This window comes from Nostoc sp. UCD121, assembly GCF_014222285.1.
In the GTDB taxonomy this organism is placed as follows: Bacteria; Cyanobacteriota; Cyanobacteriia; order Cyanobacteriales; family Nostocaceae; genus Nostoc.
Window position 1 is genome coordinate 1 of record NZ_JACKZS010000223.1, and the last position, 12024, is coordinate 12024.

General features: G+C 41.3%; 13 protein-coding genes. 5 read left to right on the forward strand and 8 right to left on the reverse strand.

Annotation, left to right across the window (positions count from 1 at the left end):
• Positions 1-132: 132 nt before the first annotated feature.
• From GNF10_RS30455 to GNF10_RS30465, 3 genes are all read left to right on the forward strand, one after another.
• The gene (locus GNF10_RS30455) at positions 133-330 is read left to right on the forward strand and encodes a hypothetical protein (RefSeq protein ID WP_114082804.1); all 198 of its coding nucleotides are present in this window, start codon (positions 133-135) and stop codon (positions 328-330) included.
• A gap of 62 nt (positions 331-392) precedes the next feature.
• Positions 393-650: a cytotoxic translational repressor of toxin-antitoxin stability system gene (locus GNF10_RS30460; RefSeq protein WP_174712487.1), complete on the forward strand. Its 258-nt coding sequence runs from the start codon at positions 393-395 to the stop codon at positions 648-650.
• A gap of 111 nt (positions 651-761) precedes the next feature.
• The gene (locus GNF10_RS30465) at positions 762-2348 is read left to right on the forward strand and encodes a glucose-6-phosphate isomerase (protein ID WP_185581516.1); all 1587 of its coding nucleotides are present in this window, start codon (positions 762-764) and stop codon (positions 2346-2348) included.
• A gap of 255 nt (positions 2349-2603) precedes the next feature.
• Here GNF10_RS30465 and GNF10_RS30470 read toward each other — a convergent pair whose 3' ends face one another.
• The 4 genes from GNF10_RS30470 to GNF10_RS30485 form a co-directional block, all read right to left on the reverse strand.
• Positions 2604-3266, reverse strand: coding sequence for a Nif11-like leader peptide family natural product precursor (locus tag GNF10_RS30470; RefSeq protein WP_185581517.1), 663 nt, complete (start codon positions 3264-3266; stop codon positions 2604-2606).
• Positions 3267-3650: 384 nt separating this feature from the next.
• Positions 3651-5033, reverse strand: a complete 1383-nt coding sequence (locus tag GNF10_RS30475) for a DUF1802 family protein (protein WP_185585867.1) — start codon at positions 5031-5033, stop codon at positions 3651-3653.
• A gap of 10 nt (positions 5034-5043) precedes the next feature.
• The gene (locus tag GNF10_RS30480) at positions 5044-6951 is read right to left on the reverse strand and encodes a hypothetical protein (protein ID WP_185585866.1); all 1908 of its coding nucleotides are present in this window, start codon (positions 6949-6951) and stop codon (positions 5044-5046) included.
• 38 nt (positions 6952-6989) lie between these two features.
• Positions 6990-7667 carry a hypothetical protein gene (locus GNF10_RS30485; RefSeq protein WP_185585865.1) on the reverse strand — a complete coding sequence of 226 codons (678 nt, stop codon included), beginning with the start codon at positions 7665-7667 and terminating at the stop codon, positions 6990-6992.
• Positions 7668-8005: 338 nt separating this feature from the next.
• On the opposite strand from GNF10_RS30485, the gene GNF10_RS30490 reads away from it, so the two are divergent.
• A complete protein-coding gene (locus GNF10_RS30490) occupies positions 8006-8488 on the forward strand; it encodes a hypothetical protein (protein WP_185585864.1) in 483 nt (160 codons plus the stop codon).
• Positions 8489-8582: 94 nt separating this feature from the next.
• Positions 8583-8915 carry a translation initiation factor gene (locus GNF10_RS30495; protein WP_185585863.1) on the forward strand — a complete coding sequence of 111 codons (333 nt, stop codon included), beginning with the start codon at positions 8583-8585 and terminating at the stop codon, positions 8913-8915.
• Positions 8916-9107: 192 nt separating this feature from the next.
• Here the strand turns inward: GNF10_RS30495 and mdh are convergent, their stop codons facing one another.
• From mdh to GNF10_RS30515, 4 genes are all read right to left on the reverse strand, one after another.
• Entirely contained in the window at positions 9108-10091 is a 984-nt protein-coding gene (gene mdh, locus GNF10_RS30500; RefSeq protein WP_185585862.1) for a malate dehydrogenase, read from the reverse strand.
• Between the two features lie 88 nt (positions 10092-10179).
• Positions 10180-10395 (reverse strand): NAD(P)H-quinone oxidoreductase subunit O, encoded by a 216-nt coding sequence (locus GNF10_RS30505; RefSeq protein ID WP_114082812.1) that lies wholly within the window; start codon positions 10393-10395, stop codon positions 10180-10182.
• 86 nt (positions 10396-10481) lie between these two features.
• Positions 10482-11348 (reverse strand): DNA-formamidopyrimidine glycosylase, encoded by an 867-nt coding sequence (locus GNF10_RS30510; RefSeq protein WP_185585861.1) that lies wholly within the window; start codon positions 11346-11348, stop codon positions 10482-10484.
• Positions 11349-11599: 251 nt separating this feature from the next.
• On the reverse strand, positions 11600-11815 hold the full coding sequence (locus GNF10_RS30515; protein ID WP_012410286.1) for a photosystem I reaction center subunit IV: 216 nt from the start codon (positions 11813-11815) through the stop codon (positions 11600-11602).
• Between the last annotated feature and the right edge of the window lie 209 nt (positions 11816-12024).

Genomic DNA, 12024 nt, shown 5'->3' on the forward strand with positions numbered 1-12024 from the left:
GCCCCCCGCCTCTTCACTGGGCGAATAAATTTTAGCGTAGCTTGAGCATAGTGCTACATTGCCGTTAACCTTTGCTAATTTTGTGGGAATAATATTTACTGTTGGTGTTGGGTTGTAGGTAAAAATTGGCCTATGAATTTGCTGAGGCTGAGAATGCATCACTTAATCGAGCAGTTAGGTGATGACGATTTGCAAGACATTTGGAACGTTCTGGAAGGTTTATATTATGACTTTTATATGCTCAAAGCGATACAACAAGTTAAGCGAGCGCAGCAACCGTGGGATATCTTAACCCATGAAGAAGCGGTACGACTGTTGATGTTTTTCTGATTCAGCAGCGCTTTCTTTTCTTGTGCCAGTGGCCCCTCAAGTTTTGGTTAAGGTAAAGCCTAGTGAGTCTAGAAATGCGCTATGCAAGGTCTTTTTTACTAGACCTGAAAAATTTAGAACCTGCTGCTTACGAGCGGGTGCATGATTTTGTTTTTATTGAATTAGCCCAAAAGTGGCAACTGAGCGATCTAAAAGAACTACGACAGCTTGATAATGAAGGCATTTTTCACCGCTTCACCCTGGATAATTACCTAATTGGTATAGAAATTAGGGGTGAAATTGTGAAATTTCTGCGTGTCATTCCTATGCCAGATGTTTAAAGTGAAGAGTTAAGGGAACACTTAAAACTGTAAACTGTATAAGGCTAGGCAGGGATCGCTAGAACCTTACATTAAACTGGTTTTGAAAAACACTTTATTTGAGATTTCCCTATGGATGCTAGGGCACTTTGGCAACGATACCAAAACTGGTTATATTTCCACGCGGGATTGGGACTGTACTTAGACATAAGTCGAATGCGGTTCGATGATGCCTTCGTAGAATCGTTGCAGCCGAAGTTTGACAAGGCGTTTGCGGATATGGCGGAACTGGAGAAGGGTGCGATCGCAAATCCCGACGAGAACCGCATGGTTGGACACTACTGGCTGCGAAATCCTGATTTAGCGCCAACTCCAGAACTTACACAAGAAATTGTCCAAACCCTAGAACAAATCGAAGCTTTTGCGGAAAAAGTCCAAACAGGTGCTATTCATCCTCCCAGAGCAAGCCGCTTCACGGATATTATCTCCATTGGCATTGGTGGTTCCGCCCTCGGCCCCCAATTCGTCGCAGAAGCTCTCGCTCCTGATTTCCCACCTCTGAAACTTCACTTTATCGATAACAACGATCCGGCAGGTATCGATCGCGTTATCAATCATCTACGAAATAGCCTCGCCAGCACTTTGGTATTGGTAATCTCCAAATCTGGAGGAACACCAGAACCTCGCAACGGCATGATTGAGGTTAAAAAAGCTTACGCCGGACATAATTTGGAATTTGCTCAATATGCGGTAGCAATTACCAGCGTTGACAGCAACCTCGATAAACTAGCCAAAGATGAAGGTTGGCTAGCCAGATTTCCCATGTATGACTGGGTGGGAGGACGTACATCAGAAATGTCTGCTGTGGGGCTAGTACCAGCCGCACTACAGGGCATTGATGTTCGCGCCATCCTAGATGGTGCAAAAGAAATGGATGACGCTACCCGCGTCCCAGATGTGAAAAATAACCCAGCAGCCTTGCTAGCTTTGTCTTGGTACTTTGCTGGTAACGGAAAGGGCGAAAAAGATATGGTTGTCTTACCTTACAAGGACAGCTTGTTTTTATTCAGTCGCTATTTGCAACAGCTGGTGATGGAATCTTTGGGCAAGGAAAAAGACTTAGACGGTAATGTTGTCCATCAAGGCATCGCCGTTTATGGCAACAAAGGCTCAACAGATCAACACGCTTACGTTCAGCAGTTGCGTGAGGGTGTAGCGAATTTCTTTGCTACCTTCGTTGAAGTGTTGGAAGATCGTCAGGGCCCATCCACTGAAATAGATCCGGGAGTTACATCAGGCGATTATCTTTCCGGTTTTCTCCAAGGAACCCGACAAGCGCTTTATGAAAATCACCGCGATTCGATTACAGTTACCATTCCCCAAGTTACCCCCCGAACTGTAGGGGCATTAATTGCTTTGTATGAACGCGCTGTTGGTTTATACGCTAGCTTGGTTAACGTCAACGCCTACCATCAACCAGGCGTAGAAGCTGGTAAAAAAGCAGCCGCCTCTATTCTCGATTTGCAAACACGAGTGGTAGCAGTGCTGCAAAAAGAAAAAGCTCCCATTTCTCTTGATGAACTCGCCGAGAAAGCTGGCGCATCAGACCAAGTTGAGGCAATTTACAAGATTTTGCGTCATATCCATGCCAATCAGCGAGGTGTGGTTTTGCAAGGTGATCTTCAGAAACCTGGCAGTTTAACCGTTTCTGCTAGCTGATAGCTCTAGTCTAAATATCAGATTTTATCGCTAATTGTTGTATCAGCAACAATTTTTGATTGTGAAGCATCCTAGATAAAAGTTTTATCTTTCGTCTAGGATGCTTCACTGTATAATTTATAATTCGTAATTCGTAATAATGTTTTATAAATGGAATTTAGGCGCAGCCACGTGCGGAGGCTTAGATTCCCGACTTCTTGAATAAGTCGGGGATCTTTTTGTTCGTAACTCCTGCACGGATTACTATATACATCATCACGAATTAATACTTAGCAAAAGGCGTTGATTAAAATAGCTCTTGGGTAGAAAACAGCGATCGAGTAAAAAAGGATTATTGGTATCTTCAAATAATAAATTACCCTGCTTTTCTCGATGACAGAATGGTGGCACAATTCCCCAATCTTCTGCTAGCCAAATCCAGTATCCTATGTCAATTCTGCCATAGTTTGAACCTGTGAGAATCTCCCCAACACTGTTGTTGATAGATACTATTTCTGGCGATGATTTTATTTCAATTAACAGCCAAGCTAACTCTTCTACAGAAAAGCTATAGCCATTATCAGCAGCTATGTTGACGAACTGCTGAGGATCTTTAGAGATGAGCAATTCTTCTTTGAGAGATGGCGTTTTTTGTGCAAAATCAAAAAGATCCCAAATTTGTCTTCTCGTAACTAGAAACCACGCAAGTTCTTCTGCCGTCAAATTGCAGCCATTTTTTGTTGCTAACTTGAGAAATGGCTCAAGGCTATTGGTTTCTGCTAATTGACTTTTCAATTGGAATGTTTGCTCTACTAATGACAAAAAATCAATAACCTTTTGCCATGTAACTTTGTTATAACTTTTGTTAAATTTTATTTTTTCTTGCCAATAAATATATTTATCTTCTTTAAGAAAGAAATTCCAAATTTGATAATACATGGGTCATCTCGCCTAAGTCTTAAACTTGGTACAGGTTGGTTATCAATGAACACCAGTGTAGTAAGTATAATGTGTTTCTTCGACAGTACTAAATCTGTTATTTCATGTAAATGAAGTTACACAGGGTCTAAGTGTAAAATTTCTGTAAAGTTTGTCACTATAAATAAAAGATACTGAGAAAAAGATGAAGATAGCGATCGCTATGGTGGGTTGTGCGATCGCTCTTTATTGCTTCTCATAAAATCAAATTAAGTCAATAGATAGTATTAATTATTCATAAATGAATTAACCACAAAATAGCTTGCACTTCAGTACTTTTAAACGAACCGCAAAGGGCGCAAAGAGCGCGAAGGTAGGAAAAGAGAGAGATATATTGTATTATTTTTAGTTAATAGGTAAATCGCGGAGAAAGTAAAAGCGATCGCTATTCCAATTACTGCCTTTTATTCGTCCTAAATATCCTGTTAAAGGTGAAGAAAGTTCTATCAAAATTTCGTGCATTTCTACTGTTGTTAATGGCTGTGGCGGATGTGAGCCGAAATAAGCACCATGTAGAGCATCAACACCAGAAAATTCTGCACCTGAGTTTTGTAAATAATTTTTTACAAGCTGGATAATGTGCGATCGCAATTTAATCGCTCTCTCAGCTTTCTCAATATATTCATCAATTTTATAGTCAATTTGCCCAGGTTCTAGATATTGCCGTAATTCGACTAAGTTAATAGCACCTGGATATTTTGCTTTGAATTCAACGAGCTTTTGTAAAGTCATAGCATTAATAATACTTACTTCCCATTCTTTAGCAGCTTTTTGTGTATCTGTAGATGGATTACCAGGGCCAATTACTAACTTAGCTGAAGTTAATAGTTGAGTTTTACCTAAGTGCATCCCTCCAAGTTTGAGTAATTCCTCAACTGTACGACTCGGAATAAGCTTACCCGCTTTACACTCGCAAATAATAGGGTAAGGTTTTGAACAATATAAATCTAAGCCTCCAGCGCCACCTTTATAAGCACTTTCAACTTTGAAGCCTAAAAAATCCAGACTTTGACGTGCGATGTTTTCAAAATCTGTACCAGCTTGGTAGTTGCTTTTTTTGTCGTCTTGTTCAATGCTGCGATCGCCCAATTTTGCAATATCATTTATCCAAGCTAAATTTGGATCGGGTTGCTTAATTAGCTTGTCACTACTCCAACCTAAGAATATTTTGATATCGTCGTCTAATTGTTTAGCTGCTGGTTGGCTAATGGTTAAGGATGCGATCGCACTCTGCAATTCTTCTAATTCACGATGCAGCGAGGGTTCTAGCTTTTCTAACTGGTGTTTGCGTTGGGCGAAGGTGCGATCGTTTATTACTGGCTTTTCTTCAGAAACCGTTAGAGAATTAGGTAAACTAATAAATTTTCCTAGCTTTTCCTGAATATTGGGATTTACTAGTATTTCTTGTAATTGAGGTAACTCATATACACGTAAATAAGCCAAGAAAAGATACTGTTGTTTTTGTAGTATCTCCTTTAATGCTTTTGGTGTCCATATTGTCAATTTAGACAAAATATCTAATGGCTTAGTCTCGTCTAAAATTTGGCAAAGTTCACATTTAGCCCAAGCTTTAATTGAAACTGAAGAGTCAGCTGGATAAAGTGCAAATCTTTGCCCAGGACGAATAAACATCTTGGGTAAAGCTGCAATTGTTCGTCCCTGTATTAAAGCTTCAATATCAGGGACGGTTAGACATAGTGCTGTTGGAATTGAGAACTGCTGATTCATTTATAGTTAGCTATATATTGAGGTCGATATTATCAGCACTAACAACACTTTGAGGAATACTAATAGGTAATCCATCATCGCTTAAATTAGTAGGTTCTTGACCAGAAGGATCGCTAAGAATTTCTCGAATCAAAGGATTATTTATTGCTAGTTTTTCTTGCCTAATAAAATCAAATATATGTTCATCTGTCAGTTCGTAACTCTCACTGTTATACCAAACAAAATAGATAGCTAAAAGAGGTTTAATATCTTGGCTTTGCAAGCTTACCCATTCTCCACCCTTTTGTTGTAGCAGTAATTTCAAATGCTTTCTAGCTAATACTGCATTTTGACTAATTTTTTTTGAACGCACCAAGCAACCACGAGTTATATTAAATGTTTTGTAATCAATTAGTCGTCCCAAGGCAGCACCTATAACAGTGCGGTCTTGCTGAACTACATCTACTCCAATCCTCACTTTTTTCTTATTGCCGATAATTTTGAAATCCATGAAGCCATTATTTGCTGCACTAGGCTCTACTTCTTCAATTGATTCGATTGTTACTCCCTCTACAGTTTCACCTATTAAACTATTGAAAGCTACCCAAAGAGCATCAGTAATTGTTGCTTCTTCTTCCATTAATGAATCAATAGAACCTTCAATATTTGCTAATTCATTATCGAAATACGGTTTAACCGGATGAATTGTTGTAGATGTCCATTGAGTTGTAGTGTTTGTTGTTGAATTTTTAGTATCATCAATAATATACCCATTAGGTACAAAATTTTCTGCACACCATTTTAAAACTGACCTTACAGTAGGTCTACTCTTACCAAGTTCTCTAAGTTTAGTTTCATCAAATGGGTAGAGAGGATGAGGCGGAATTTGTTGATGTTCCTCATAAAAATCTTGTAACCATTGACTCGCTAGAGCAACGATATCATCAGAATTGAGATACTTTAATGCAATTGGTTGCCTATCAGCTTGTTCACTTGCTAATCTATCAACAACTGCTTCAGCTTCTGGTAAAGCCTTGATTTGGTCTTCCCAGGTACGAGGATACATAGCTAACAATAAAACACCTTGTTTTAGACTGTTATATAAATCCTTAACTAAGTTTGCAATAACTTGTGCTGCTAAAAATCCATTATCAGCAGCATCTGCAATATCTAATTCGTCAAAACAAATTACAGGAACTCGATAATTACTAGTGATATCTAGAATTTGACGAACAGTACTTAATGCTTCAGCTTCTCTATCCTCGCTTTTAGGATTTGGCAACCCCATTTCTTCAGCTTGCGATTGTGCTAATTCCAAACCAGATAACCAATAGCTTGCATAATTGATATGTACTGGAGAAAGTGTCCACAAAATTGCTTTCACTATGTAAGGGTTGGTTATTTCAGGCTTGACTTTCAGAACACTTTCTGTTAAGTGGACTATCGCCTTAGTTGAGTGCTGACTCAACCAACTTGGATACATATTAATATACTGCTGTGGCGTATATTCCCACTGTTTGGCTTCGTTAATTAAAGCTGCTGCAATTTCCTGCCATTGCATTACTTTTTGGCTACCAAAAGCTCTGAGGCTAGATGCAACACTTTGCAGAAACAGAGACTTAATTTGATTCAAGTTATCATACTTACTCATATAGATAAATAAGCTAATATCTTCTGTCTGTAATCGGTGGCGAATCCGACTAATAATATGGCTTTTACCTAACCCTTTTTCTGCTGTAATTGTGATACCTACAGTTTCACGTTTTCTTTTACGGACTTTATCAACAGCATCAAAAACTGCATTAGAGGCATGAGCATTAATTGAGGGAACATCAGGAAAACTTTTACCCCAGATTTGTTGTGGTCTGACCACAATATGTCCTGCAAAAGGGTTTTGATTTCTAATCAGATCATCAATGGTAGATGTGGTAACAGTCATAGTGTTGTGAAATTAATGTGTGAAGAGTCAAATAAGGTTTAAGGTTTCAGGCGTGTGGCGTAGCAACGTAATCCATCTAATTCTGTAGCTACCGAATCTTCAATTTTGTCGGGTGCGCTGTCTTCTACACTCCCGCCTTGCAGTTGCAAAATGTCGTCGGCTTGGGTTTCTAGCAGCCAGTCATTAAACTCTGTACGACTCACGCGATCGCCAATTCCTCTTCTAATGCGGTAAATTGGCACTAGATTATTAAAGTTGTACTCATAGTTCAGCTTGTCGTAGACTTCCAACGCCACAGATTTAAACTCGTCGTAAGATGCGATTCCTTTGGAAAGCTCGGCTAACGCACTCTTCCCATTAACTGGTACATCTGCACCAGCTACCGCAACATCAATCTGACGAATCCACTTCACCAACGCATTCGCCGCCCAAGTTCCGACAATCGTCCCTTCAAATTTGAAATCGCCACTCCTCAAACCCTCACCCAATACCTCTAAACCCTTGGGGGATGTCAGAAAATATCCCTTTTTGGAAATTGCGATCGCACCCTGATTCTGCAATTCTTCAAATGAACCCTGATAATCTGCTACCTTCTGGCTTTTAGATACAATTCGCTTGGTAAGTTGACCCTTTTTAACTTCCTGCTGCATTCCTCCCAAATCCCACAAAGCCAACAGCAGACGAGTTCTAGTTTGGGCAATATTTTTTGATGTCATATTTAATCTATTTTTTGGTAAAGATCATCATAGTAGCTGTATATTTCTAATTTATTTACCCAGAAAAAATAACCGAGAAATTGCTGAATATTTCGGCGTTTCAGCTAAATTGATTAATAAAAAATCAGCAATATATTTCTTTGGGATGAATGCAGTTTCTCTCGAACGCAGGATGGAAGACCTGAAGAAACCAATCATCATAAAAGTGAAACGCTGTAGCTGTGCAGTTACAAATTAAGTGAAATATGTTTTTTCAATCCCAGGTGAAATAACAGGATTTCCAACTTGGTTTTTGCAACAGCAAGGCTTTTAGCAAATACAGGTGATGAAGAAATCCAATGAACACAATATTTAAAGAACGTAAAATAGTTTCGCGTCTATTTGCAGTGCTACTTTCGGCATTGCTAATGGTACCCTTGCTGAGTAGCTGCGGAGGCGGTTCCCAAAAAGCTTCAGTACCACCACCTGTTGATGATACCGTTGGTAGAACAGTCAGCGATCGCCAAACCGAAGCTAAGAAGGGATTGGGTACAGGACAAAAAGTTGCACTTTTGGCGGGTGCTGCTGCACTTTACTATATGTACAACCAGCATAAGAATGCTCCCCAAGAAGGAGCGCAAGGTAAGTACTATCTTTCCAAAAACGGGCGTGTATACTACCGCGATGCTGAACATCGCGCTCACTGGGTTACTCCACCAGCAGAAGGAATTCGAGTACCAGAATCTGAAGCACAAAAATATCGGGAATTCCAAGGCTATAACCGGAGTGCCACAGGTCGCGATCTAACTGGTATAACTTCATCCGCAGCACCAGCACTCTAGATCGGCGAAGCGTGTGTAAATAAGAAAGCGGGTTTCCCAGAGGATAACGCCATCGCGCACGTCGGAAACACGAACTTAAATCAGGAGACAGATTATGGTAGATGAATTTTTCCGAAAGGCGAAGGAGTTGCTTTTGGGATCAAACAGCGATCAAGCTGAGAGAGATGCCGAATTCCGCGATCGCGATGTCCGTCCAGCCAGCGAAGACCCCTACGGCGACCCCGCAGACCCAGCATCTTACGGTAACGTTATTCCAGCCAGTCAAGACCCCTACGGCGACCCCGCAGATATATCGTCTTACGGCAACGTTCGCCCAGCTAGCGAAGACCCTTACGGCGACCCCGCAGACACAGGGGAGTTTGGTGATGTCCGTCCAGCCAGCGAAGACCCCTACGGCGACCCCGCAGATGAGGATTACCGTCGTTAACGCCAACGGCACAAATATTCTGGTGAGTTTGAAAAACCTCTCCCTGCCTTGAACTTTAGTTCAAGTCTGTCCCTCTCCGACTCGGAGAGGGACAGTTTTATGTAGTTATAGATCACAAAGACGCGATAAATCGCCGTCTTTTCCCTTAACCGAACCGTATTGCACTATATGAGCCATCGAACTCATGTTGGATTATGGATTATTTTTGTTAGCCAAAATTTCCTGCGATCGCTCAATATTTTGACGCACAGATTGAGCCGAAGTATGCAAACCCTTTCTTTCTTCATCGCTGAGTGTCAATTCCAATACACTCTCAATTCCACCGCATCCCAACCGACAAGGAACACCAATTACAACATCTTCTAAACCGTATTCACCTTGCAGATATGCTGCTACAGGCAACAACCGCGACTGATTTAATAAAATCGATTCTACCATTACGCTAGTAGCCGATGCTGGAGCAAAAAAAGCACCACCCGTCTGCATCAATTCCACAATTTCTGCACCACCGTTGCGGGTTCTTTCTACCAAGCGTTCAATTGTGGCTGCATCCAGCAATTCAGTGATAGGAATGCCATTAACGGTAGCATAACGAGACAAGGGAACCATTAAATCGCCGTGGCTGCCCAATACCATCGCTTTGACATCGGCGGGCAAAACGCCCAATTCTAGGGCAATAAAGGTTTCAAAACGGGCGGAATCTAACACGCCAGCCATACCCATAATGCGATCGCGTGGTAAACCTGTAGCTTGCCAAGCTAAATAAGTCATCACATCCAACGGATTGGTGACGACAATAAAAATAGCATTGGGAGAATGAGCGATCGCATTTTTTGCCGCTTCTACCACAATCTTGGCATTGGTTTTCAGCAAATCATCCCGACTCATCCCTGGTTTGCGGGGAAGTCCTGCGGTAATCACCACAATTTGAGAACCAGATGTATCAGCATAATTATTTGTGCCGATAATCTGGCGATTATGTATTTCAATTCCCCTGGCTTCCATCAAATCCAGCGCCAAGCCTTGGGGCATTCCCGCGATAATATCTAGTAAAACTACATCTGCAAGGTTTTTCTCTGCAATGCGTTGAGCTAAAGTGCTACCAACTCTACCCGCACCCACGATGGTGACACGGGGTAAATTACACACAATTGGAGAGTTAGAGGAAGAAGACATAATTATTAAAGTGCGATTTTTATCAATAAGAATTCAAGAGTCAGAATTCATCCTGACTCTTGGATTTTGACTTCTGAATTCTTTTTGCTTATTTAAACTCTTCTAGTTGATCGACGCGTAACCAAACGTTGGGTGTTGGCACTTTCCCAAACTTAATCAGGGCGTAATCACCTTTAACATCTACAATTTCGCCCTTGGTTTCAAACAAATAAGAAGGAAAGCGAGTATCACTGGCTTTTGCTTCCAGACTGTTTTCCAGTTTCTCGCGGATAGCGCGAACCATATCTCCCTTTTTAACTGCCATGAATTCCCCTCTCAAATTTCTAGATTGTTTTATCTGCATTTTAGGAGACTTCCGAATTAGAAGTAACAATTCCTGTAAAAACGCGATTAATCGCGTCTCCTAATTCCCCCTGGCGTTTGACACTCGGAACAAAAATGACTAGATCGCCCAGCTAGCCTAATCCGTTGAATTGACATACCACAAACTCGACAGGGTTCTCCAGCGCGATTATAAACCCACGCAACACCACCATAGTTGCCGTTAGTACCTTTGACATTTAGGAAATTACTAAAAGTCGTACCACCAGCTTCAATGCTGGTTTCTAAAACTTGAATGATGGCTGTTCGCAAAAGCTCAATTTGCTTTAGCTGCAAATCTATACACAAAGTTTCAGGTAAAATTCCACTCTTAAACAGGGCTTCATCGGCATAAATGTTGCCCAATCCCGCCACCACAGACTGATCGAGTAGCGCAGTTTTAATCGGACGGCGGCGGTTTTTGAGTTTGCTTGCTAGATATTCGACAGTGAATTCTGGCGAAAATGGATCTGCTGCCAGTTTTGCCAAACCAGTCATAATACTTTCTACAGCAACACCAGGCGGAACCCACCAAATTTTACCGAAGGTGCGCTGATCGACAAAACGTAATTCCTGCTGATTCCCAAAGAATAATCTAACCCGCGTGTGCTTATGTAATGGTTCATCTCGATGCAGCCATAGTAATTGACCGGTCATTCGCAGATGAACCCCTAGCCAACTGGTTGAGGAAGGGGAAGAGAGTTCGGCCAGGAGATATTTACCGCGACGATGCCAAGTAGCGATCGCATTTTTTTCAATTCCATCAACAAACTCACCAACAGAAAACGGGTAGGCGATGGTGCGATTGAGCAACACATCTCCACCCGTAATTTCTTGGTTAAGAGTCAATTGGTTTAGACCCTTGCGGACTGTTTCAACTTCAGGCAGTTCAGGCATTTAAGCTGATTAAGCAGACAATTTTGATGTACTTGGGGGTTCAAATAAAGAAGAGATGGGATACTAACTTACACATCCGTAGATGGCTCGTATTATTACCCAAAAGAAACCGTGAATACCCGCAGGGCGGCTCTCATAGATTAGGGTAGGCTAGGGTGAAGAATGAATGAACTGAAATTTTCAGATTTCATACTTCAGACTTAAGACTACCCTTCATCATCGCATCAAACAACCCCCTTGTAGCTTTGCTGCTATTTTTTAGCTGGTTTAGCCTTTGGTGCTTCAACCTCGACTAATTCATCTTGGGCAAAGTTGTTGGTATTGATACCAGAGTAATTGACCTTTTCAAAGCGGACAATTACAGGGTATTTGATGCCGCTTTGGTCAATGGAAGCCACAGTTCCTAGATCCTGAAACCAGTAGGATTCAGGGCGGAGAATACGTACTTTAGAACCACGTTGAACCATGATTATTTTCCCTTTTAGTTATCAATCGCCAATCTAGAGGGCTAATTGATTTCACTCTACAACCTGAAGGTCGCTGCTAGAGTCTTTGTTAAGTTATTTGTCTGAATTGGGCATGGGGCATTGGGAATTGGGCAGAAGAGGCAGAGGGGCAGGGAGAAGGGAGCAGAGGGGATAAGAGGTAATTTATTTATTATTCTCCCCCTTGTCCC